Origin of the sequence: Streptomyces sp. NPDC052496 (assembly GCF_040679095.1) — a bacterium.
Taxonomy (GTDB): Bacteria; Actinomycetota; Actinomycetes; order Streptomycetales; family Streptomycetaceae; genus Streptomyces.
Genome location: NZ_JBFAUH010000022.1, coordinates 80,024 through 102,052, shown reverse-complemented (window position 1 = coordinate 102,052; position 22,029 = coordinate 80,024). Strand labels below are relative to the sequence as shown.

The window sequence follows — 22,029 nt, the reverse complement described above, 5'->3', positions numbered from 1 at the left end:
GCGTCCGCCGCAGCGCGGGCAGGGAGACGCGTACGCAGAGGCGGGAAGACGCATGTACGAACGACCGGAGTCGCATGCCGGCCGCCATCGCGGAGATCGAGCTGTTCGGCCGGTCCGGTGCGGACCGGTCCTGAACGGCGGCGGTCCGGCGGGCCGGCCTGCCGCCCGGCCGCGCCCTCACAGCGACATCTCGCGGAGCTGGCGGCGCGAGGAGATGCCCAGTTTGCGGTACACGTTGCGCAAGTGCGTGTCGATGGTGCGGGGGCTGAGGAACAGCATCACGCCCACTTCCTTGGACGTCGCCCCGGCGGCGGCCTTCCCGGCGATGAGCCGTTCCTGCGCGGTGAGCCGGCCCAGCGGGTCCTCACCGGGCCGGCGCGGCTGTTCACCGGTGGCGCGCAGTTCCCGGGCCGCGCGCTCGGCGAAGGCGCGGGCACCGATGCGCGACAGCATGTCGTGCGCCGCGCGCAGCTCGTCACGGGCCTCGGCCCGCCGGTTCTCGCGGCGCAGCCACTCCCCGTATGTGAGCCGGGCGCGCGCGTGGAGCACCCGTACCCGGGTCCGGGCGAACTGGCCGATGGCCTGCCGGTACAGCGCCTCGCAGTCCTCGCCCCGTTCGAGGAGGGCCCGGGTTTGCAGCCACTCGGCGACGGCCCAGGGGGCGGGGTAGGCACGGGCCAGCGCCCCCAGGTGTGTCATCGCCGCGGCGGCGTCCGCACCCCGGCCGGCGCGCGCGCCTCGTCGAACCGGCCGACCGACACCCGGGCGACCGCCTGGTAGCGCAGGACCTGCGGCAACGAGGCGAGGGAGCCCTGACGGCGCGCCACTTCCGCCTGGCAGTCCGCGGTCTCCTCCATCGCCTCGTCGTCCCGCAGGTCGATGACGGCCTGGCAGAGCAGGTTCATCCGCCACGGGCCGGACGAGCGGGCAGCCTTACGGTACGCCGCGACCGCGTCACGCATCGCGGGCACCGCCTCCTCCGGGGGCCGCATGGTCTGGTCGAGCAGCGCGTCCAGCAGCAGGTCGGCCGGCCGGGCGGTCTCCCGCTGCGGCGCCCGGCTGCGGATCCGGGTGCCGAGTTCCTTGAGCCGGCCCGGGTGGTTGTCGTTGTACATCAACGACGCGAACGCTTCCAGATAGGTCTCCCTGGCCTGTTCGGGGGCCAGTTCCGTGACGACGTCGACGAGCCGGGCGGTGGCTTCCGGGCTGTGGGACCGCTGATAGTCGATCCGGGCCCGCAGCAGGCGCGCCCTGGCGCGGCCCTCGGCGTCCATCGGGCGCCGCTCCGCCCGGGTGACCAGGGCGCGGGCCGCGTCGGGCGCCCCGGCCTGCAACCGCAGTCGGGCCGCGCCGAGCAGCCGTCCGGCCTGGCGGCCGGGAGCGGGGGTCAGCTGCCCCGCCCGCTCCATGAACGCGGCGGCCGCGGCGAACCCGCCGCGCAGGCGGGCCCGGTCGGCGGACCGTTCCAGCTCTGCCGCGATGTCCTCGTCGGGGTGGATGACCGCGTGGGCCCGGTGCCACGCCCGGCGGTCGAGGTCGGTCTCCGGGTCGGTCGCCGCCGCGAGGGCGCCGTGCATGGCGCGGCGCTTCTCCGGGGTGGCCGACGCGTACACGGCGGAGCGCACCAGCGGGTGGCGGAAGCGCAGCAGCGGCCCGAGGGTCAGCAGTCCGGCGTTCTCCGCGAGCGTGAGCTCCGCGGCGTCCAGCCCGAGCAGTCGGGCCGCGCGGCGCAGCAGGCCGAGGTCGCCGACCGGTTCCGTGGCGGCGAGCACCACCAGCGACCGTACGGCCTCCGGCAGCCGTTCGAAGCGCTGGACGAACTGTTCCTCCAGTGCGTCGACCACGCCGGCCCGGAACCGGCGGGGGCCGGGGACGCCGAACGGTTCCGCGTGGTGGGCGAACTCCAGCAGCGCCAGCGGGTTCCCGTGCGCCTCGGCGAGGATGCGGTCGATGACCTCGGCATCCGGCCCGGCGAGCGTCGACGCGCACAGCAGGGCCCTGGCGTCCTCGTCGGCCAGTCCCGTGAGGGGGATGCGCGGCAGCTCGGCGAGGCCGGACGGCAGGCCTGCGTCGCGGGCGGCGAACACCGTCGCGATGCGCTCGGCGGCCACCCGCCGGGCCACGAACACCAACACGCGCCGCGAAGCGTCGTCGATCCACTGGGCGTCGTCCACCACGCAGCAGACGGGTCGGGCGAGATCTGCGCGCCGAGGCCTAACGCCGCCTCCAGGGCTCGCTGTTGGACCACGGGGAGTCTGCGCCGGCGTTCGAGGAGGGGAGCGCACAGCTGGTGCGGCGTCGCGTAGAGAAGGTCGCGTTCGAACTCCGTACCGGCGGCCCGCAGCACCTCGAACTCGTCCAGGTCCCCCACCACGGCGTCGATGAGCGCCGACTTGCCGATCCCCGCCTCCCCTGTCACCACGACCGCCCCGCCGCGCCCGGCGGCCGTCGAGGTCACTGACCGGTCGAACTCACACCGCTCTGCGTTTCGGGCCACGAGCTGCACCGGAACCGTCCTCCGAGTCACCATGGCCAGCGGCTTTCTCACGTTCTCGTTCATAGGGGGTCGGGCCTGTGCCCTCCTCCGCGGCGGGCGCCGGGCGGGGAGGGGAAGGGACCGGCGGGCGACCGCCGCGCACGGCGCGGTGCGTCGGCGCGGTGCGGTGCGGTGCGGTGCGGTGCGTCAACCGGTGCCTTCCTGACTGATCTCTCGTCCAGGAGACGGTGGGCACGGCCGACAGGTTCTTGATCGGGAACGACAATCGGCGGAAGCATCAACGTCCGCGGGCGCTCCGCGAGATGGCGGTGACCGTCCGGCCGGCCGGGGTCCGGCGTCCGGTCAGGCGGGGTCAGGCCCGGTCAGCCGGGCGCCCGCTTCGAGGAGCAGGGCGTGCACGAACGCCTGCGGGAGGTTGCCCCGCAGCTGGCGCTGTTCCACGTCGTACTCCTCGGCGAACAGCCCGGGCGTACCGCAGGCGCTGCGGGTCCGTTCGAACCAGCGGAAGGCCGTGATCCGGTCGCCTCCGGCGTGTGCGGCGAGCGCCATCATGAAGCCGCAGAGCAGGAACGCTCCCTCGGCTTCACCCAACGGCCGGTCACCATGGCGGAACCGGTAGAGGTACCCGTCCTGCACCAGCTGCTCCTCGATGAAGCGCCGGGTGCGGTACGTACTGGGGTCTCCCGGACGCAGGCAGCCGCGGGCCATCGGCAGCAGCAAGGCGCCTTCGGCCCCCGCGTCGTCCTGCGCGCGCAGCCACACGCCGTCGGACCGCAGACAGCGCCGCCGCGTCTCCGCCTCCACGGCGTCGGCCAGCTCGTTCCGGCTGTGCGCCGCCGGTCCCGGAACGTCGCGTGCCACGGCCCGCAGCCCGGCCACGACGCTCAGCCGTGAATGCGTCCACCAGCGGTCCTCCAGCTCCCAGACCCCGGCGTCGGGCCGCTGCCAGCGCCGTTCGACGCTCCGCACCGCGACCTCCACCGCCCGCCGGCCGTCCCGGTCCAGCCCGCCGTGCCGGGCCGCCGCGGCGAGCAGTTGCAGGGCCTCCCCGTACGTGTCGAGCTGGTACTGCCGGCCCGCGCGGTTGCCGACGAAGTCGCTGCCGCCCGGGTACCCGACCAGCGGCAGCGGGCGCTCGTCGGCGACCGGTGCGCCGTCCACCGTGTAAGCGGGCCGGAGCCGGTCGCCGTCCTCCAGCAGCCGCGCGCTCACGAACCGCACGGCCCGGTCCAGCAGCGGGTGCGGGCCGTGGGCGGCCACCGCGAGCCCGGCGTAGCACTGGTCGCGGATCCAGGTGTAGCGGTAGTCGTAGTTGCGCCCGGCCTCGGCGCGCTCGGGCAGGGAGGTGGTGGCGGCCGCGACCATGCCGCCGGAGCTGCTGGTCAGCCCGTGCAGTACGGCGAAGGCGTGGCGGGCGTCGCGGGGCGCGGCGGTGTCGAGGCAGCCGGGTACGGCCGCGCGCCACGCCTCCGCCGTCTGCCGCCACAGCCGCCGCGGCTCCGGCGCGGTGTCCGGCGGCCGCCTGCCGATGCGCAGGACGAGGTCGCGCTCCTCCCCCTCCGGAACGGTGAAGGCGCCCTGCCAGCCGCCTCCCGGGCCCCGCCGGACGGCCGCCCCGCCGAACCACAGGTGCAGGCCGCCGCCCTCGGCGGTACGGCTGTCCGCCGTCCCGCGCTCCTCCGTCATGACCTCAGCGCCGAATCCGGGCCGCGGGTCCAGTACGAGGTGGACCCGCGCGTCTCCCCGTACCGCCCGCACCCGGCGCAGCAGTACCAGCGCGTCCCGCGCCCCGGGCAGCGCCAGCGCCTCCCGGCACTCGATGACGGCTTCGTCGGTGACCCAGCGGCTGACGTGGATCAGCGTGCCGTCCTCGTAGTGTCCCCCGCGCACCCGCCAGGCGTTCTGCGGCCGCACGGTGTAGTGTCCCGGCCCGCCGACCAGTGCGGCGAAGACCGCGTCGTCGTGCCAGCGGGGCGCGCACAGCCACACCACCTCTCCCTGCGGCCCGACCACCGCGCCGCGCTCGCCGTCACCCAGGAACGCGTAGTCCCGCAGGACCGCGGGCGGCGGTACGGCCGCGGAGAGGAGGTCTTCCATCGAGGTGCGCTTTCGTGCGGACGGACAGATCGTACGGACGCCAGACCTGTACCCGGTCCTGCGCGGGCGATGACCGGCAGGCTCCGGAGTCACTTCCCTGGCTCACCGCGTCCGGGCCCGCCCTGCCCCGATAACGCGCCGCCTCTTTGGCCGGACGCACAAATGAGGCATCGAATCTCTGGACAGGCGCCGCATGCGCGCGGCCGGGCCGAAGGCAACGCTGTCCGCATACGCATTCCGGCGGCCGCGCCTGCCTTGGGGCCCCGCCGCGGTGGCTGCGCCCGCATTCCGCGGCCCGAGACGGAACCGACCGCACGCCATCCCCATCAGTCCTTCGGAGAAGGAGACATCCATGCGATACCGGACGAGTGCCGTCGTGGCCTTGGCCATCACCTCTTCTCTGCTCACCGCGCCTTCCGCGTCGGCCGCGACACCGCGGTGTGACACCGCACCCGTACGGAAAGCCCTGCGGGCCCTGGAGGAAGTCGGCGCTTCCGGAATCAGCGTGACGGTGCAGAGTCCGCGCTGCGGTGTCCGGAACAGCGGTGTCGGCCGTGCCGACCTCAGGACGGGCCGAAAGGCCGCCGGCAACGAGCACAGCCGCATTGCCAGCAACACCAAGGCCTGGACGGCGACCGTCGTGCTCCAGCTGGTCGGCGAAGGCAGGATCGCTCTCTCCGACACCGTGGACGCGTACCTGCCCGGTCTCGTCCGTACCCGGCACTACGACGGGCGCCGGATCACGGTCCGGCAGCTGTTGCAGCACACCAGCGGCCTGCCCGACTACCTGGACGCGTGGGACGACCTGGAGGCGCACCGCTGGGAGCACATGGAGCCTCGGGAAACGGTCGAACAGGCGCTGCGACTGCCCCCGCCCGATGACCGGACCCCTTCCGGATTCGCCTATTCCAACACCAATTACAACCTGGCCGGCTTGATCGTCACGAAAGTCACCGGCCGTAGCATCGGCACCGAGATCGAGCGGCGCATCATCAAGCCCCTCGGACTGCGCGAGACCTACTGGCCCGGCGACCGGACCACACTGCCCGAGCCGGACCTGCGCGGCTATGTGGACCGGGACGGAACGCTGCTGGACCGGACGGAATGGAACACCTCCGGTGCCGACGCGTCGGGTGCGCTGATTTCCACCGGCGCCGACGCGACCGCGTTCTGGACCGCGCTGATGTCCGGGAAACTGCTGGCTCCGGCGCAGCTCGCCGAGATGAAGAAGACCGTGCCGGACAGCTTCCCGGGCGAGCACTACGGCCTCGGAGTCGAGCGCTACGAGCGCGTTCCGGGATTCGTCACCTGGGGGCACAGCGGCCATATGGAGAGCGGCCACACATTCCGGAACGCGGTCACCGATGACGGACAGCGGGCCGTGACGCTGCTGATCGGCTCGGAATCGTTCGACTCGGACAAGGTGGACGCCATCATCGGCGATCTCATCCGCGAACTCCGCTGACGGGGGTGCCTGGACCCTGGGCGGGGCCGGCTTCCGCGGCTCCCGCGTTACCGCCGAGCCCCGCCAGGGTCCGCAACTGGAGCCAGAGGACCAGCCGTTCGTCGGGGTCACCGAGGTCGATGCCGAGCTGCCGGCCGACCTGCTTCAGGCGGTAGCGGCAGGTGTTGGGGTGGACGGAGAGCAGCCGAGCCGCGCCGGCCACGTCGCAGCCGGCGTCGAACCAGGACACCAGGGTGCGGGCGTGGTCGGTGCCGTGCTCGGCGTCCGCCGCCAGGACCCGGTGCCAGGCGCCCGTACGCAGCTCCCGCCGCTCGCTCATCACCTCGGCGAGCCGCAGCAGGGTCACCTGCGGGCGTACCTCGTCGACGGCGGCCACCGGCAGGGCGTCGTGCAGCAGGCGCAGGACCATGTCCGCGTCCGCACGCGAGTCCGCCACGCCGCCGAGGTCCGCGGTCTCGCCGAGCGCCGCCCGTACCGGTACGCGCAGCGACCGTTCGGCCCGGCGCACGATGTCCTCGGCGAGCTGCCGGTGCCGCTGATGGGCCGTCCTGCGGTGCTGCGGCGCGGGCGGCCCGCCGTGCTCGCCGGGTGCGGGCAGCAGCGCGTACACCACTCCGTCCAGGAGCGCGCACGCGTGCCGCCCGTACCGCACCTCGCACTGCAGGCGTACGACGTCCAGCAGCCGCAGCGAGGTCCGTTCGGCGTCCGGCACGCTCGCCGCGGAGGCCGGCACGAACGCGGCCACGCGGACCGCGTCCCAGCCCAGCCGGTGTGCCGCGGCCGAGGCGTCCGCCGAGCCGTTCAGCAGGCGGCGCACCAGGTCGGTGTTCTGGTGGCGGGCCAGTTCCTGGGCAGCGCGGGCACGCAGCAGGAGCAGCGCCGCCGTGGACGCGCCCCGGGCCAGGGTCTGCTCGGCGTCCGGGGCGAGCGTACCGCTGTCGATCACCCAGACCGAGCCGAGCGTCTCGCCGCCGGCCCGCACCGCGACGGCGAGTCGCGGCAGGTCGCCCGCGGTGAGCGCGGGCAGCCGCACCGGGCCGTCCGCGGCGAACACCGACCGGACCTGGGCCGAGTTGTCCACGCTGCCCGGAACCTGAAGCCCCAGGATGCCTTGCCGGCGGTCCTCGTCGACCGGCTGGCCGGGCACGGTGGAGTAGGCCAGGATCCGCTGGCGCGGGTCCTCCACGGCCGTCGCCCCGCCGGTCGCCGCCGCGATCGCGTCGGCCAGCGCGAACAGGTCCCCCAGCCCGGTGCCGTGGGCGGACCGGGTGCCGATCGCCGAGGCCAGCATCAGGTGGACGTGGTGCCAGGCCGCGTCCTCGTCGATGGTGAGCAGCGCCGTGCCGTACGCCTCCGCCTCGCCGGCCGGCCCGTCCGTACCGCGCACCACGATCCCGGCCATCCCGGCCCCGGCCGCGGCCCGCACCAGCGGCCCGGCCGCGGCCGCCCGCACGCCGACCGCGAGCAGCAGGGCACCGGGCGCGTCGGGCAGCGGGGCGTGCGCGTCGTACAGCAGCACCTCGGTGACCGGGACGGCCGGGCCGGCGGGTGCCGTGTGCAGCCGCAGGGGCGGGCTGCCGACGACATCGACCAGGTCGCCGACGGTACGGGCGTCCATAGGGTGCTCCTCATCGGTCTCGCTGTCCGTCCGTACAACCTAAGGCCGTCCGCCTTCACTGCCCTCACCGTACGAACCCTCGGCAGGGAGCGGCCCGGCCGCCGGCGCGCTCACAGCGCTATCCACTCGCTGGCGGTGGTGACTTCTTCGAGAACGTCGGGCAGCGGCTCGACGCCGAGACCGGGACCGCCGGGAACGTCGAGGTGGCCGTCGGACAGGACGAACGGCTCGGTGATGTCGGTGGCGAAGTAGCGGCTGGAGCCGGAGGTGTCGCCGGGCAGGGTGAAGCCGGGCAAGGCGGCCAGGGCGACGTTGGCGGCGCGGCCGATGCCGGTCTCCAGCATGCCGCCGCACCAGACCGGGACGCCGTGGGCGCGCGCGACGTCGTGGATGCGGCGGGCTTCGAGGTAACCACCGACGCGGGCCGGCTTGATGTTGATGACGGAGCAGGCGCCGAGGGAGACGGCCGCCGCGGCGTGGGCGGCGGACTCGATGGATTCGTCCAGGCAGACCGGGGTGCGCAGCAGCTTGGCCAGTTCGGCGTGGCGCACCAGGTCGTCGTTGGCCAGCGGCTGTTCGATCAGCAGGAGGTCGAAGGCGTCCAGTTCGGCCAGCTGCCGGGCGTCCGCCGGCGTGTAGGCGGCGTTGGCGTCGACCTGCAACAGCAGAGCGTCGCCGAAGCGCTCGCGTACGGCGCGTACCGGCTCGACGTCCCAGCCCGGCTCGATCTTCAGCTTGATCCGTACGTAACCCTCGGCGAGATATCCGTCCACGGCGTCCAGGAGTTCGGGTACGGAGTCCATGATCCCGACCGAGACGCCGCAGGGCACCCGGTCCCGGGCCGCCCCCAGGTAGGAGCCGAAGGACTCGCCGGCGCTGCGGAGCTGGGCGTCCAGCACCGCCGTCTCCAGCGCGGCCTTCGCCATCCGGTGGCCGGTGAACGGCTCCAGGACCCGTGCCACCGTGTGCGCGTCCACGCCGTCCTTCGGCAGGGCGGGCACGAGGAACCTGCGCAGGACGTCCTGGGCCCCGTCGACGTACTCGGAGCAGTAGCGGGGCTCGGACATCACCGCGCACTCGGCCCACCCCTCGCCCTCCGAGGTGACGACGCGGACCAGCAGCACGTCGCGGCTGGTCTCCACACCGAAGGAGGTACGGAACGGGGCGACGAGCGGCATCGCGATCCGGCGCAGCTCGACGCCGGAGATCTTGGTCTTCACGGGGGGTGGCTCCTTTGCGGGGAGGGCAGTGCGGGGGCGGGGGCAGTGGTGGGGGCGGGAAGCAGGCGTGGGTGTTCGGACAGGGGTGTCACGCACGGATGTCGCGCGCGGGTGTCAGGCATGGGTGCCCCACGCGCGTGTCAGGCTGCGGCGGGCGCGGTGGGGCGCTGGACCACGTAGCGGCGGCGGTCGTGGAAGCCGACGACGTGGGCGCCTTCGGCGAGCAGGCCGCCCAGGGTCTCCCGTACGGCGAACCGCCAGGCGCGGGCGGCGCCGGGGTCCGTGCGGCGCAGGGCCTCGATGTCGTCGGGCAGGTCGATCAGTACGGTCTCGGCGTCGGTGGTGCCGGGCTCGGGGCGGCCGCCGTGGTCCCGGAGGCCGTGGACGGCACCGGCGGGCAGCTCGGTCGTCCCGGGCGGGCAGGGCGCGGCCAGGTCCCAGGCGGCCAGCACCCGGTCGGACTCGTCGCCGCCGTTGATCACGTCGTCCATCGCGCCGTAGAAGGAGGTGAGGTACTCCTGCGGCCGGGCGCCGAGTTTGACCAGGTTGAAGTAGGCGTTACGGCGGATCAGCGGATCGTAGGTCCAGGTGATGCGCCGCAGCTGACGGGCCATCGCCCAGCGCCGCTGGTGCAGCTTGAGCGCCAGGCCCACGCCGCGTCCCATGACGGCACCGGTGATGTGCGAGTGCAGGCTGGCGCCCACGGGTTCGCCGAAGAAGGCGACGGACGCCCCCACCAGCCGGCCGCCCTCGTACGCTCCCGCCACATAGTTGCCGGCGTGCGAGAGGGCCCGCATCACCTCGGCGGAGAGAGGGGAACTGCCGGGCTCGGTGCCCCAGATGCCGGCGTAGAGCAGACTGACGGCGTCGAGGTCCGCCAAGCGGCTGAGCTCCCGGATGGTGGGTGCCGTCATCGCAGTGCTCCGACCAGGTGGGCCAGGAGCCGGGCGCGGGCCGGCAGGGCGGCGGCGACGACGTGTTCGTGGTCGGCGTGCGCGCCGTCGCCCACCGCGCCGAGGCCGTCGAGGGTGGGGCAGCCGACCCCGGCGGTGTAGTTGCCGTCGGAGGCCCCGCCGACGGCCGCCTGGCGCAGCGGGCCGAGGCCGAGCCGCGCGGCCTGCTCGGTGGCCAGGGCGAACAGGTCCTGGGAGGCTGCGGGGTCCAGGGGCGGCCGGTCGGGACCGCCGCTGATCCGTACGCGGGCGCCGGGGACCTGCGGCTCCAGCCCCCTGATGAGCCGGTCGACCGCTTCCTGCGCCGCGGCGTGCGGCACCCGGACGTCCACGCTCAGTTCAGCCTGCGCGGGCACGGTGTTGCTCGCCGTGCCGGCTGCCAGCACGGTGGGAGTGACGCTCGTACCGGGCCCGGTGGCGGCGGTGACGGTGTCGGCGATGCCGGCCAGCGCGAGGATCTGGTGGGCGAGTTCGGTGGCCGCGTTGATGCCCTTCTCCGGTTCCAGGCCGGAGTGTGCGGCGCGGCCGCGGACGGTGATGTCGTAGAGGGACACGCCCTTGCGGCTGGTCTTCAGGGCTCCGCCGGGCGCCGACGGCTCCAGGACGAGGGTGGCCGAACACCGGCGCGCGACGTCCTCGATGATCCGGCGGGAGGTGTCCGAACCGGTCTCCTCGTCACCGGTGACGAGGACGCAGAGACCGTCGAGGGAGGGCAGCGAGGCGAGCGCGTGGAACATCTGGACCAGGCCGGCCTTCATGTCGAAGACCCCGGGGCCGCGGACGATGCCCTGCTCGACCGACCAGGGGTGGGTTTTGAGGGAGCCGGTCGGCCAGACGGTGTCGTGATGGCCCAGGAGCAGGACGCGCGGCGTTCCGAAGGTCCACTGCACGTGGGTGATGCCTTCGACGGTGAGCGTCCGGGGCGGGGCGCCGAGCAGGCGGGTGCCCTGCGCGGCCACCACCCGGCCGCTGCGGGCCACGGCTGCGTGATCGGCCGAGTAGGACTCGCAGGTCACGAGTTCTTCGAGGTCGGCGAGCATGGCGTCCAGGGGCGGTGCGTGGTCCGCCGGCGCGGGCAGGTGCGGGGAGTCGTGCGGCACGGGTGAGTCCTTCGTGAGGTGTCGGGCGGCCGGGCCCGGGGAGTGAGGTGGCTGAGGTAGCCGATGCGGCTTGGCTTGGGCGGCGCTCGGCTTTCGGTACTCGGCTCTCGGCCTTGTGGCTTTCGGCTTCCGGCTCGCGGCCTAGCGGCCGCCGGTTCAGCCCATGGACGTGTCAGCCCATGGACGTGCTCATGAGCCGCCGCAGGTTTCCGCCGAGGATCTTCAGGACGGCTTCCTCCGGCAGGCCCCGGCGGACCATCGCCTCGGTGACCAGGGGCATACCGGCCGGGCCTTCGAGGTCGGGAAAGGCGAACACGGGGTCGTCGCCGTCGGCGTTCTCGCAGCAGGGCGGTGTGAGGTCCGCGATGATCTCGCGGACGAAGTCCGACCCGAGGCCGACGTGGTCGATGCCGGCCACCGAGACGACGTGCTCGATGTGGTCGACGACCCGGTCGACGCTCACCTTCGACTCGTCGTCGGTGAGGAAGTCCGGGACGAAGTTCACGCACACCACGCCGCCGGTGCCGGCCACGCCGCGGAGCTGGTCGTCGGTGAGGTTGCGGTGGTGGTCCCGCAGGGCGCGGGCGCAGGAGTGCGTGGCGATCAGCGGGCGGGTGGCGAGCTCCAGGACGTGGCTGACGCCGCTCGCGCCCAGGTGGGAGATGTCGAACAGGATGCCCAGGCGCTCCATCTCGTGCAGCGCCCGCACGCCGTCGGCGGTGAGCCGGCTGCCGGTGGCGTCCTCCCGGCTGCCGTCCGCGAGCGGCGTACGTCCCCAGTGGGCGATCGAGGCCATCCGTACGCCCAGCCGGAACAGGGTGGCGAACAGTTCGACGGAGGCATCGACGCCCGGCGCGCTCTCCAGCGCGAGAACGAGGGCGATCCGGTGCTCGGCCAGGGCCGCGTCGATCTCCGCACCGTTGCGGCACAGCGCGACCTGTTCCGCGTTGGCCTCGGCGAGGACATGGGCGCACTCGATCATGCGGAGGGTCTGCCGGAGCGCCCCCTCGGGGCGGTACTGCGTGTCGATGAACACCGGCAGGACCTGGATGTCGATGCCGCCCTCGCGCAGCTGCGGCAGCCACCGGTCGCGGAAGAAGCTGCCCCAGCGTTCCGGGGTGCGGGCGGCCACGGCCATGAGGAGGTCGTTGTGGGCATCGGCGACGACGGCGCGGTGGTGCAGGTCCAGGGTCACGGCGGTGCCTTTCGCGGGCGGGGAACGGGGGCAGCCGGCGCCGCGGGGAGGCTTGCCCTGTGGTTCCGTACCGGACTTCAGGCGCGCCTCCGGGCGGCCCGGATGAACTCAGCCGCAGCGTACGTACGGTGAGCCGCCGCCTTCTTGGTCCGATACGACGAACCGGCGGGGCACGCGTTGGCCGTACGGACAACCCGGCCCGCCGGCGTCAGCTGTCCGCGCGCCCCTGACGTGCCGGGCTCTGGTCCTGCTCCAGGCGTTCGTAGCAGTCGTAGTTGCGCTGGGCGACGATCTTGCCGGCACGGAATTCGAGGAAGACCGCGATATGGGCGCGCAGCACGTGTCCTTCGGGCAGGCCCCCCGCCGGTGCGGCGAGCGTCCCGGTCCATGTCACTTCCATGGCCACCTGGTCGCCGACCGCGATCGCGTTGTGCGTCTCGAACCGTTGACGGTTGATGATTCCACGGCCCCGCTCCGCACTCCGCAGCACGTCGGCCAGGTCCCGCCGGACGCCCTCGGGAAACAGGGCGTTGGGAAACTCCTGCTGCTCCACCTCCTCGGCGAAAAAGCAGGCCAGTTCCTCGCCGACCGCACCACGGGCAACCGCCTCGTGATAATGAATGGCCATTTCGACGTTGGGGTGCAACGGCGGCTCCGTCATGCGGGACAGCGTAGTCGAGCCGTCGCGAACAGCGCGTCCGTCTCCGTGCGGACGCCGCACCGCGCAGATCCCTTTTCTCATCCGACGCGCACCTCTCACCACTCCGCATCACATACGCTCAATCCCTTCGCACCGGCCCCCGCCCTCACTCCCTCGATTCCGCGCCGTTCCGTCGGCGGCGCGTTCCCACCGCCCGGCACGCGTTCTTCCGGCCGGTCCGCCGCTGGCCGAATTCCGTGATTGACGAGGGTATTCGCCGTACCTAGGTTCCCTGTCGCAACGGAGGCAGGGCCGTCCGGGAACGGACGCCGGAAGCAAGGGGTATGGACATGGCAAAGCAGTACGTCACGCCGGAATGGGAATCTCCTGGTGAGTGGTACGGCACCATGAAGGCCACGGTCTGGAATTTCGAAAGCGAACCACTCGTCAACCCGGAGATCTCTTTCCGCGTGCAGTCGGACCAGAACGTCACCGACGTCTACGGGCTCGTCTGGCAGCGGTCGGGCAATGTGATCACCGGGCGCCTGGTGCCCGAGCGCCAGACCGTCCAGCCGCAGCGCGGCAACCAGGAGTTCAGGCTCGGCTTCGCCCGGTCCATGCCGGGCCCCGGCCCGCTGCCGACCGAATTCAAGATCAATGGCCGGCCCGCGGACGTACCGGACGACACGACTCCGCCGAGCGTGCCCGGCAACGTACGGGTGGACACCCTCGGCCCGACGCAGGCCACGCTCTCGTGGAACCCCTCCACCGACAACATCGGCGTGCTGGGGTACGAAGTGGTCTACGGCGGTCCCCAGCCGCTGCGCGTGAAGGACGAGACGGCGGTGCTCTCGGGGCTCTCCCCGACGACCAAGTACACCGTCCGCGTCACCGCCCTGGACCTGGCCGGCAACCGTTCCGACCAGTCGCAGCCGCTGGAGTTCACCACGTCCGACAAGCTCCCCGACGGCGGCCCCTGGGACATGCCGCGCGCGCCGTACGTGGACTACATGGCCTGGCCGAACCCCAGCCTCCCCCAGTACGCGCAGGAATCCGGTGTCGACGGCTTCATGCTGGGCTTCATCGTCGCCAACAGCAGCAAGAAGCTGGCGTGGGCGGGGCAGGACGGCGCCGACTGGGAGGTCGACCAGAGCTCGTACGGCAAGAAGGACATCGAGCAGCTGGCCGTCACCGGCGGCAAGGTCGCCTTCTCCTGCGGCGGTGCCTCCGGGCGGCCTCTCGAAGCCGTCGAGACGAGCGTCCCGAAGATCGTCGAGCAGTACGAGGCGTTCCTGCGCAACTACACGGTGGCGCGCCTGGACTTCGACTTCGAGGGCGACTTCCTGTCCGACGAGGCGGCCCACCTGCGGCACACGGCGGCCGTCTCCCAGGTCCTCGCCAAGCACCCCGGCCTCAAGGTGTCCTACACCCTCCCCGCCGACGCGCAGCCCGGTGAGGGGTCGGCGGGCTTCAGCCCGGTCGGCGTGAAGTTCCTGGCCAAGGTCGCCGCCGCCGGCATCGAACCCGGCCTGGTCAACGGCATGCTGATGGAGTTCGGCCAGAGCGCGCCGCCCGACATGTACGAGTGCTGCGTCATCGGCCTGAAGGCCATGCACGGCCAGATCGGTTCGCTGTGGCCCACGTGGAACGCGACGAAGGTCTGGAACCGTACGGGCGCCACCCCGATGTTCGGCTGCAACATCAACAAGCGGGTCTTCACCCTCGACAACCAGCGCAGCCTGGTCGAGTTCGCCCACGAGCACCAGCTCGGCGCCCTGTCCGGCTGGGACGCCACCCGCGACCACAACCAGGGCAACCCCGACGTCCAGCCGCCGTGCACCGTCGGCTGCGACCAGTGCGACACCTACCGCTGCACCTGCGTGGACCAGCGGCCGTTCGACTTCAGCAAGCTCATCGCCCTCTACAAGAACGGCGCCACTCCGACCCTCGGGGCCCAGTCCCGGCTGTGACCCCTGCCCTCCCGTCCGGGGCGGCGAACGAGCGCCCCGGACGCGACGGACGGCCGCTCCGGGGGCGGCCGTCCGTCCGTATGCGGCAGCGCTACCGCCGGCTGTGGATCATCGACATCAGCAGCCCGTGGGTCTCCCGGTCGGCGGCCGCGACCAGTCCGTTCCCGCCCGGGCCGACCGGCGCGCCGTCGATCCCGGTGACGACGCAGCCGGCGGCCCGGCACAGAGCGATGCCGGCGGCGAAGTGCACGCTGCCGGACAGGCCGGCGCCGTCCGTGACGTACGCGGCGCGCTTGCCGGCCGCGACCCAGGCCAACGCGAGCGACGTGGACGCCACGCGCGGCCGGAAGTGCTCCGCGAAGGAAGCGTGGGCCAGCAGCTCGACCGCCCGGAAGCCGGGCGCGCCGGGGAACGGCGGGTCGAGGTTGACGTCCACGAGCCGGGAGGCGGACGTGGGGGCCAGCCGGCTGCCGGAGCTTTCGTTCCCCGTCCACGCGGTCTCACCGTCCGTGCAGAAGAGCTCGTCACCGAACGGGTCGGCCACCGCTGCCGCACCGCCGCGCAGCGCCACGTTGACGGCGACCAGCATGGTCCCGACGGCGTAGTTCAGCGTGCCGCACAAAGGGTCCACCAGCCACTGCCGGGTGGTGTCCGCGGCGCCTTGCTGCCCGCCCTCCTCGCCGAGCACGGCGTCGTCCGGCCGGGCGACCCGGATGACGTCGAGAATCGTCTTCTCGGCCGCCACATCGGCCGCGGTGGCGAAGTCCCCGGCCCCCTTGTCGATGCGGGCGAGCTCCTGGCCGTACATGTCGCGTACCACGTCCGCACCGGCGCGCGCCGCCACTGCCGCTACCCCGGCATCGTCAAGGTCCGTAAGTGAGTTGGTCATGGGGGCCAGGTTACGGGCGCGGGCCCGGCCGCGGTGACGCCGGAGCACGGCCGCCGCATGGGCGGCTCGGCGCGCTCAACTGCCGTGCGCCTTCGCAGGCGGTGGCCGCGCCCCCGCGTCACCCGCCCGTCACGGCTCGACGGTCGTCGGCCGCTCCGCGCGCAGATCACTGACGAATCCGTTCTTCGTCACGCGCATCCAGTAGGAGTGCGACCGCACCTCGGACGGGACGTCGGGGTCACGTTGCAGCTTCCGTTCCATCGAAGCAGCGCCGCTCGGCGCGTCCCACTGGAACGTGTAGGGGTGCCACACGCCGATCTCGCTGCTGTAGAAGGGCTTGCGCTCCAGCACGATCACCTGATCCGGGTTCCCTTGTACGGGCTCCCAGTTGACGCGGACGGTGGCCGCGTCGATGCGGTCGACGGACGTCAGGCGCGGAGCCTTCGGGATCACCGAGGAGGAGGCGGGCTTGAGGGCGTCGCTGCGGATGGTCCTCGGTACGGACGGTTCGTAGTGCTCCGGGTGCTCCAGCTTGCCCGTGACGCGGAGCGTGGCAGGGGCCTGAGTCTGCCCGTCCGCGCACGCGTCGACCTGGGCGACCTTCAGCCACTCGCCGGCGATCCTCACGAAGTCCTCCTTCTGTGTCGGAAGTTCGCGAGTGCTGCCGCCGACGACTCCGCTCACGGAGTAGACGTAACGGGAATCGTCGGAGCGGACCACCTGATAGCTGCACCGGTCGACGGCCGCGGCGCGCGCGTCGACGGCGGCGGAGGCGGCCGACGGGGCCGCTGCGGCAACACCCGCTCCCGAGGCGAGCGCCCCGAGACCGAGCGCGCACGTGGTCATGACGGCGGCGATACGAGAGGTCATACATCCTCCGGTGACGTGACATCCAGCAACTACGGCGGCTACGGGCGGCTCACGGAAAGATGTCCGGGGCTCGCCGATCAAGACTGGACGCTACCGGCAAAGAACGGCCAAGACACAGTCAACAATCAGCAAAGTGATGACTTCACGCCGACTTCCAGGCGTCGTCCACGCGCAGCAAGCCTGCCCTCGACCAGACCTGGCGAGCCAGAGTGTCGGTGGGCAGGGTTCCGTCGAGGATCAGGTCGCTGTGTGCACGGGCCGGTTCTACGTGGCGTTCGTGGGCGGCACGCCGGTGGTGGAGGTAGTTGCACAGGAGGGTTTCCAGGGGGAAACCGTGGTGCAGGCATTTGCGTTGGATCTTGCGTACCAGCCGGAGGTCGGCCGGCAGGTCGAGGAAGATGCCGAGGCGCGGCCAGTGGGGTGCGGGCGCGACGTGGTGGGCGAACAGGCCCTCGACGATGACGACGGCGGCCTTGGCCAGCGCCACCTCGGTGTCGTGGGTGAGCCGGCGCAGGTCCACCGACTGGGGCATCCCGTAGTCCAGGTGCGGTACGCCGGCGTCGTCGCGCATCCAGACGCCGCCGCGCTCCGGGGTCTCGAAGTAGTACGCGTCGCCGTGCAGGAGTTGGGTGGAGAGTTGGGGTGCGGTGGCAGTCAGCGCGTGTGCCAGCGTGGTCTTGCCCGCACCCGATCCTCCGGTCAGCGTCAGCAGCATGCGGCTCCCCCTTGCACTCGGTCCGTCGGCTCGTCACATATGGTTCGGAGCCGACGTCGGAGTGGAGCGGAACTGGCCGGGTCGTGTCAGGCGTTCTTACGGGCGACCGCCCCGTACATCGCGATGTCGCGGTCGTCGACCTGTTCCTGGTCCGCGTCGGGGCGCCAGTGGTGGACCTGGGTCAGCCCGGGGGCGACCAGGTCCAGCCCCTCGAAGAGCGCCTCGGCCTCGGCCCTGGTGCGCAGCCGCATGGGCATGCCCCGGCGCGCGTACTCGTCCGCGACCCGGTTGACCTCGCGCGGCGCGAAGTCCGCGGTACCGATGGTCATGGCCAGGAAGCTGCCCGCGGGCAGCGGCTCCAGGAGGCGGCGTACCAGGCTGTGGTCGTCGGGCGGCAGGATGAAGTGGAGGATGCCGATGATCATCAGGCCGACCGGCTGCCGCAGGTCCAGCAGCTCCTGGAACTTCTCGGATCCGATGATGGCCTCCGGGTCGCGCATGTCGGCGTCGATGTACGCGGTCCGGCCCTCGGCGGAGCCGGTCAGCAGCGCCCGCGCGTGGGTCAGCACGATCGGGTCGTTGTCGACGTACACCGCCCGGGCGTCGGGCCGTACCTGCTGGACCACTTCGTGCAGGTTCGGGGAGGTGGGCAGGCCGGTGCCGATGTCGAGGAACTGTCCGATGCCTTCCTCGCGGGCCAGGTAGCGGGCCGCGCGGTGCATGAACTTCCGGTTGGCCCGCATGTGGACGGGCAGCGCCGGCCACTCCTGGCACATCACGTCACCGGCCTCGCGGTCCACGGCGTAATGGTCCTTCCCGCCGAGGATGTAGTCGTACACGCGCGCCGAGTGAGCCGTACCGGTATCGATCCGGCCCACCGGGTAGCCCTGCTCCAACACCCCTGCTCCTTACGGTCGTACCCGCGCCACGACGGTCCGGCGCCACGGCGAGTGTATGTGGTGCGCTGGTGGGGCTTGTGGGGGTGGTGGGTCTGCTGTTGTTTTCCGGCAGGCGCCTCGGCGGTGACACGAGCTGGGCGGCGTGTGCGTACCGCCCAGCTCGGCAAGGCGCGCGCGTACGGGGGCCGTTGGCTACCGCCGGCCGCCGAGGGATGCGAGCGTGGCGTCGAAGTCGGCGGCGCGGGGCCGGTTGTGGGGGAACCTGGCGAGCACGGACGCCATGCCGCAGGTGTCGGTGACGGCGGAGAAGACCAGGCCGCCGCCGATCGCGGCGGACAGCCAGCGGGCCTGCCGGTATCGGGCGCCGAGCGCGAGACCGGCCACCACGAGGGAGCCGGCGGCGAGGCGGACCTGGCGTTCCATGGGCCAGACGGTCCGAGCACCGCTGTTCGCCGCGCGTTCGACCGGGTACCCCTGCGCGGTCCAGGCGGCGGTGCCGCCGGTGAGGGTGGTGGCGGGGACGTCCGCGGCGGCGAGCTGTTCGCAGGCGGTGGCGGAGCGGTTGCCGGAGGCGCAGACCATCAGCAGTTCACCGCGGGCGGCTGCCGCCTTCAGGGCGGGCAGGGCGGTCGCGAGGTGGTCGAGGGGGATGTTGTGGGCGCCGGGCAGGTGGCCCGCGGCGTATTCGCCGGGGGTGCGTACGTCGACGACGGTGTAGGCGCTCAGGCGGTCGACGGCCTGGCCGGGGTGGACGGCAGCGTGGGTGATCATGTGCGTGGGGTTCCTGTTCGTTTCGTCACCCGGGGATGGATCCTGAACGGACTAGGGTACCCGGCGGGGTATCCGATGTCCCCGAAGCCACGCCCGGACGGGCTGAGGTGTGCCGGGCCGTTCCCAGGACGCGGGCCGGCCACGGAGGAGGAAGTGTGGAGCTGGAGATGGCGGCCGATGAGCTGAAGAGCGTGCTCAACCGGCTGCGGCGGGCCCAGGGCCAGATCGCCGGCATCATCAAGATGATCGAGGACGGCCGGGACTGCGAGGACGTCATCACACAGCTCGCGGCGGTCTCCCGCGCGCTGGACCGGGCCGGGTTCGCGATCATCGCGACGGGCCTGCAGCACTGCATGGCCGACCGGGAGCAGACCGGCGGGGACCGGGAGCAGATGCGGGCGAGGCTGGAGAAGCTGTTCCTTTCGCTGGCCTGACGGCGGTTACCGGCAGCCCGGCCCCTTCGCCGCTCCGCCGCACACGCGCCGGCGGCACGCGCCCCCGCGCCACGCCTTCCCGCACCCCGCGTCACGTCGCGGCCTCGACGATCATGAAGGCCGCCACGGCCAGCAGGGCGAAGGCGAACAGGCGCTGGAGCCGGGGCCCGGAGACTTTCGCGGCGAGGCGTTTACCGTCCCAGGCCCCCAGTACGGCAGCCGCCGTGAACGGGCCGACGACCGTCCAGTCCAGGGAGCCGGCCGCCCCGGAACGGGTGGCCAGTGAGGCCAGCGAGTTGACGCTGATGACCAGCAGGCTGGTGCCGACGGCGGCCTGCATCTCGAAGGCCAGTACGGTGACCAGGGCCGGTACGGCGAGGAAGCCGCCGCCCACACCGAGCAGCCCGGTCAGGGCACCGAGCCCCGCTCCGGCACCCGCGGCCCGCCCCGGCCGTACCCCTCGGTCCCCGGCCCTCGCCGCGGCCGGGCGCAGCATCATGACCGCGGCGAGCGCGGCGACGCCCGCGAAGGCGAGGGTGAGGGCGGCCTGGGGCAGACGGGCGGCCGCGGCCCCGGCGAGAGCCGCGGGCAGGACCCCGGCGGCGGCGAACGCCGCTCCCGCCTTCCACCGCACATGCCCGGCCCGCGCGTGTGCGTACAGCACGGTCAGGGAGGTGGCGGTGACGATGAGCAGGCTCGCGGTGGTGGCCGCGGCGGGCGTGAAGCCGAGCAGGTAGATCAGCGCCGGTACGGCCAGGACGCTGCCGCCCCCGCCGAGCGCGCCGAGCGCCAGACCGACCGCACCGCCCGCGACCAGGGCCAGGATCAGTGCACTCACGCTGCCGAGCCACCCCGGTCACCGGCGCGAACGCAGGTACGTATACAGGCGCAGATACGTATACAGGTACAGGTCCGTATACAGGTACAGGCACGAGGACGGGTACAGGCGCAGGTACGCACGGCAGACCTCACGAGGGCGAGGCGGTGACGGTCAGGCCCGCGTCGGCCGCGGCCTCGAAGCCGTCGTCGACGGCGACGACCTGCCGCCCCACCGCGTCCAGGAGGGAGGCGGCGATCGCCGCGCGCATCCCGCCGGCGCAGTGCACCCACACGACGCCCTGCGGCACTTCGTCGGTACGGCCGTGCAGCTCGTGGACCGGGATGTGCACCGAACCCTCGACGTGACCGTCGGCGCGTTCCGAGGCACGGCGCACGTCGAGCACCACGGCCTCCTCGCCGCGTTCGCGGGCCGCGGCGAGGTCGGCGAAGGTGGCGCGCGGGAACGAGGCGAGTTCCTCGCCCTCGCGGATCCAGCCGGCCGGGTCGCCGGTGGCGGCAGCGGCCGGGCGGTCGATGCCGACCCGGGTCAGTTCCCGCTGGGCGTCGGCGAGCTGCCGCGGCGTGGCGGCGAGCAGGGTGACCGGCTTGCCCCAGGGGATCAGCCAGGCCAGGTACGTCGCGAGCTTGCCGTCGCCTTCGAAGTTGAACGATCCGGCCACGTGCCCCGCGGCGAAGGCGACCCGGTTGCGCAGGTCCACCACCCACTCCCCCGCGGCCAGCCGCTCGGCGATCTGCCGTGCGTCGGCGGGCTCGGGCGGGGTGAGGTCGACGGGTGCCGGGCCCGCGGCGTTGGCGGGGCCCATGTGCGCGTAATAGGCGGGTACGTCCTCCAGGCCGGCCAGGGTGCGGGCGACGAAGGTGTCCACGTCGAGGGTGAGCGCGTCGTTGGCCGTACGCTCCTTGCCGATCGTGGTGGCGTCCCCCTCGGCCTGGGTGGAGGAACAGAAGCTGCCGAAGCCGTGGGTGGGCAGTACAGGCACCTCGTCGTCGAGTTCGTCGGCGAGGCGGTGGGCGGAGGCGTGCTGGGCGCGGGCGAGCTGCTCGGTCAGCCGCGGCTCGACCAGGTCGGGACGGCCGACCGTACCGATCAGCAGCGATCCGCCGGTGAAGGCGGCCACCGCCCGGCCGTCGTCCTCCAGCGCGTACGAGGTGTGGTGCGGCGTGTGGCCCGGGGTGGCGATGGCGCGCAGGACCAGGCCGTCGTCGACCGTGACCGTGTCGCCGTCGGCGACGGGCGTGCGGGCGAACGACACCTTCGCCGCGGCCGGGACCAGGTAGGCGGCGCCGGTGACGCGGGCCAGCTCCAGGCCGCCGGTGACGTAATCGTTGTGGATGTGCGTCTCCGCCACGTACGCGATCCGCACCCCGCGCCGCGCCGCCGCGGCGATCACCTGGTCGATGTCGCGCGGCGGGTCGATCACGACCGCGGCACCGCCGCCACCGGCCAGGTAGCTGCGGTTGCCCAGGCCCTCGAACGCCAGGGTGTCGACGAAGAACACGACTGCGCCTCCTTCATGAGAACGGTGTGTACCCCAGGGGGTATCTGTTGTCCACGATAACAGCGATACCCCGGGGGGTATTCCGGGGCTTCCGAGGCGCCTGATCATCCAGGCGTCCCGTGAGGCCTGGAACGCCTCCGTCCGGAAGCGCTCCCCCTGCGACGGGTACCCGGAGGGGTATCTGGATATCCGGTCATCCAGGCATCCGGCCCGGAAGGCCCGCGTCCCGGGCGCACCGGGTGTACGTGGAGCACACGGCGCAGCCGCAGGCCGGTCGACGCCTCCTCCGGCGCGAGCCGGGCTACAGTCAACTCGGCACGGAGTGAGGGCGGTTACCGGCGGGCCGCATCACCGCCG

19 protein-coding genes and 1 pseudogene are annotated in these 22,029 nt (G+C 72.8%); 3 read left to right on the top strand and 17 right to left on the bottom strand.

Going from position 1 to position 22,029, the window contains the following annotated elements; translation table 11 throughout:
- Positions 1 to 177 precede the first annotated feature (177 nt).
- The 4 genes and pseudogenes from AB0L45_RS27290 to AB0L45_RS27275 form a co-directional block, all read right to left on the bottom strand.
- Positions 178 to 699 carry a LuxR C-terminal-related transcriptional regulator gene (locus tag AB0L45_RS27290; protein WP_365844385.1) on the bottom strand — a complete coding sequence of 174 codons (522 nt, stop codon included), beginning with the start codon at positions 697 to 699 and terminating at the stop codon, positions 178 to 180.
- Entirely contained in the window at positions 696 to 2,177 is a 1,482-nt protein-coding gene (locus AB0L45_RS27285) for a hypothetical protein (protein ID WP_365844519.1), read from the bottom strand. The genes AB0L45_RS27290 and AB0L45_RS27285 overlap by 4 nt, the downstream gene beginning before the upstream one ends.
- Positions 2,178 to 2,275: 98 nt before the next feature.
- A pseudogene (locus AB0L45_RS27280) lies at positions 2,276 to 2,530 on the bottom strand (AAA family ATPase); the annotation flags it as partial.
- 309 nt (positions 2,531 to 2,839) lie between these two features.
- Positions 2,840 to 4,594 (bottom strand): glycoside hydrolase family 15 protein, encoded by a 1,755-nt coding sequence (locus tag AB0L45_RS27275; RefSeq protein ID WP_365844383.1) that lies wholly within the window; start codon positions 4,592 to 4,594, stop codon positions 2,840 to 2,842.
- 352 nt (positions 4,595 to 4,946) lie between these two features.
- Here AB0L45_RS27275 and AB0L45_RS27270 point away from each other — a divergent pair, with 352 nt between their 5' ends.
- Entirely contained in the window at positions 4,947 to 6,059 is a 1,113-nt protein-coding gene (locus AB0L45_RS27270) for a serine hydrolase domain-containing protein (protein WP_365844381.1), read from the top strand.
- Here the strand turns inward: AB0L45_RS27270 and AB0L45_RS27265 are convergent.
- The 6 genes from AB0L45_RS27265 to AB0L45_RS27240 all read right to left on the bottom strand — a co-directional run bounded on the left by AB0L45_RS27265 (position 6,040) and on the right by AB0L45_RS27240 (position 12,806).
- Positions 6,040 to 7,677 (bottom strand): helix-turn-helix domain-containing protein, encoded by a 1,638-nt coding sequence (locus tag AB0L45_RS27265; protein WP_365844379.1) that lies wholly within the window; start codon positions 7,675 to 7,677, stop codon positions 6,040 to 6,042. The genes AB0L45_RS27270 and AB0L45_RS27265 overlap by 20 nt on opposite strands.
- 110 nt (positions 7,678 to 7,787) lie before the next feature.
- On the bottom strand, positions 7,788 to 8,897 hold the full coding sequence (menC, locus tag AB0L45_RS27260; RefSeq protein ID WP_365844378.1) for an o-succinylbenzoate synthase: 1,110 nt from the start codon (positions 8,895 to 8,897) through the stop codon (positions 7,788 to 7,790).
- 140 nt (positions 8,898 to 9,037) lie between these two features.
- Positions 9,038 to 9,811, bottom strand: a complete 774-nt coding sequence (locus tag AB0L45_RS27255; RefSeq protein WP_365844376.1) for a GNAT family N-acetyltransferase — start codon at positions 9,809 to 9,811, stop codon at positions 9,038 to 9,040.
- Positions 9,808 to 10,890: a M20 family metallopeptidase gene (locus tag AB0L45_RS27250; RefSeq protein ID WP_365844511.1), complete on the bottom strand. Its 1,083-nt coding sequence runs from the start codon at positions 10,888 to 10,890 to the stop codon at positions 9,808 to 9,810. The genes AB0L45_RS27255 and AB0L45_RS27250 overlap by 4 nt, the downstream gene beginning before the upstream one ends.
- 232 nt (positions 10,891 to 11,122) lie before the next feature.
- Positions 11,123 to 12,145 carry a membrane dipeptidase gene (locus AB0L45_RS27245; RefSeq protein WP_365844374.1) on the bottom strand — a complete coding sequence of 341 codons (1,023 nt, stop codon included), beginning with the start codon at positions 12,143 to 12,145 and terminating at the stop codon, positions 11,123 to 11,125.
- A gap of 208 nt (positions 12,146 to 12,353) precedes the next feature.
- Positions 12,354 to 12,806, bottom strand: coding sequence for a nuclear transport factor 2 family protein (locus AB0L45_RS27240; RefSeq protein ID WP_365844372.1), 453 nt, complete (start codon positions 12,804 to 12,806; stop codon positions 12,354 to 12,356).
- A gap of 329 nt (positions 12,807 to 13,135) precedes the next feature.
- On the opposite strand from AB0L45_RS27240, the gene AB0L45_RS27235 reads away from it, so the two are divergent.
- Positions 13,136 to 14,755, top strand: a complete 1,620-nt coding sequence (locus tag AB0L45_RS27235; RefSeq protein WP_365844370.1) for a fibronectin type III domain-containing protein — start codon at positions 13,136 to 13,138, stop codon at positions 14,753 to 14,755.
- A 91-nt stretch (positions 14,756 to 14,846) separates the two neighbouring features.
- Here the strand turns inward: AB0L45_RS27235 and AB0L45_RS27230 are convergent, their stop codons facing one another.
- From AB0L45_RS27230 to AB0L45_RS27210, 5 genes are all read right to left on the bottom strand, one after another.
- Entirely contained in the window at positions 14,847 to 15,644 is a 798-nt protein-coding gene (locus AB0L45_RS27230) for an inositol monophosphatase family protein (RefSeq protein ID WP_365844368.1), read from the bottom strand.
- A 129-nt stretch (positions 15,645 to 15,773) separates the two neighbouring features.
- Positions 15,774 to 16,514, bottom strand: a complete 741-nt coding sequence (locus AB0L45_RS27225) for a hypothetical protein (protein WP_365844366.1) — start codon at positions 16,512 to 16,514, stop codon at positions 15,774 to 15,776.
- A gap of 142 nt (positions 16,515 to 16,656) precedes the next feature.
- On the bottom strand, positions 16,657 to 17,229 hold the full coding sequence (locus AB0L45_RS27220) for a hypothetical protein (protein WP_365844364.1): 573 nt from the start codon (positions 17,227 to 17,229) through the stop codon (positions 16,657 to 16,659).
- A gap of 86 nt (positions 17,230 to 17,315) precedes the next feature.
- Positions 17,316 to 18,125: an SAM-dependent methyltransferase gene (locus AB0L45_RS27215; RefSeq protein ID WP_365844509.1), complete on the bottom strand. Its 810-nt coding sequence runs from the start codon at positions 18,123 to 18,125 to the stop codon at positions 17,316 to 17,318.
- Between the two features lie 195 nt (positions 18,126 to 18,320).
- A complete protein-coding gene (locus tag AB0L45_RS27210) occupies positions 18,321 to 18,899 on the bottom strand; it encodes a rhodanese-like domain-containing protein (protein WP_365844362.1) in 579 nt (192 codons plus the stop codon).
- 155 nt (positions 18,900 to 19,054) lie between these two features.
- Between AB0L45_RS27210 and AB0L45_RS27205 the strand changes: the two genes are divergently transcribed.
- A complete protein-coding gene (locus tag AB0L45_RS27205; protein ID WP_365844360.1) occupies positions 19,055 to 19,333 on the top strand; it encodes a metal-sensitive transcriptional regulator in 279 nt (92 codons plus the stop codon).
- A 91-nt stretch (positions 19,334 to 19,424) separates the two neighbouring features.
- On the opposite strand, the gene AB0L45_RS27200 is transcribed toward AB0L45_RS27205, so the two are convergent.
- Together AB0L45_RS27200 and AB0L45_RS27195 are read right to left on the bottom strand one after the other, a co-directional pair.
- Complete coding sequence (locus AB0L45_RS27200) at positions 19,425 to 20,171, bottom strand: sulfite exporter TauE/SafE family protein (protein ID WP_365844358.1); 747 nt, start codon at positions 20,169 to 20,171, stop codon at positions 19,425 to 19,427.
- Positions 20,172 to 20,301: 130 nt separating this feature from the next.
- Positions 20,302 to 21,672, bottom strand: coding sequence for an MBL fold metallo-hydrolase (locus AB0L45_RS27195; protein ID WP_365844356.1), 1,371 nt, complete (start codon positions 21,670 to 21,672; stop codon positions 20,302 to 20,304).
- Between the last annotated feature and the right edge of the window lie 357 nt (positions 21,673 to 22,029).

Bases quoted from the DNA above. Each gene is read 5' to 3' on its own strand.
- AB0L45_RS27290 (WP_365844385.1), bottom strand. From the start codon at position 699: ATGACACACCTGGGGGCGCTGGCCCGTGCCTACCCCGCCCCCTGGGCC.
- AB0L45_RS27275 (WP_365844383.1), bottom strand. From the start codon at position 4,594: ATGGAAGACCTCCTCTCCGCGGCCGTACCGCCGCCCGCGGTCCTGCGG.
- AB0L45_RS27270 (WP_365844381.1), top strand. From the start codon at position 4,947: ATGCGATACCGGACGAGTGCCGTCGTGGCCTTGGCCATCACCTCTTCT.
- AB0L45_RS27265 (WP_365844379.1), bottom strand. From the start codon at position 7,677: ATGGACGCCCGTACCGTCGGCGACCTGGTCGATGTCGTCGGCAGCCCG.
- AB0L45_RS27255 (WP_365844376.1), bottom strand. From the start codon at position 9,811: ATGACGGCACCCACCATCCGGGAGCTCAGCCGCTTGGCGGACCTCGAC.
- AB0L45_RS27250 (WP_365844511.1), bottom strand. From the start codon at position 10,890: ATGCTCGCCGACCTCGAAGAACTCGTGACCTGCGAGTCCTACTCGGCC.
- AB0L45_RS27240 (WP_365844372.1), bottom strand. From the start codon at position 12,806: ATGACGGAGCCGCCGTTGCACCCCAACGTCGAAATGGCCATTCATTAT.
- AB0L45_RS27235 (WP_365844370.1), top strand. From the start codon at position 13,136: ATGGCAAAGCAGTACGTCACGCCGGAATGGGAATCTCCTGGTGAGTGG.
- AB0L45_RS27230 (WP_365844368.1), bottom strand. From the start codon at position 15,644: ATGACCAACTCACTTACGGACCTTGACGATGCCGGGGTAGCGGCAGTG.
- AB0L45_RS27225 (WP_365844366.1), bottom strand. From the start codon at position 16,514: ATGACCTCTCGTATCGCCGCCGTCATGACCACGTGCGCGCTCGGTCTC.
- AB0L45_RS27220 (WP_365844364.1), bottom strand. From the start codon at position 17,229: ATGCTGCTGACGCTGACCGGAGGATCGGGTGCGGGCAAGACCACGCTG.
- AB0L45_RS27210 (WP_365844362.1), bottom strand. From the start codon at position 18,899: ATGATCACCCACGCTGCCGTCCACCCCGGCCAGGCCGTCGACCGCCTG.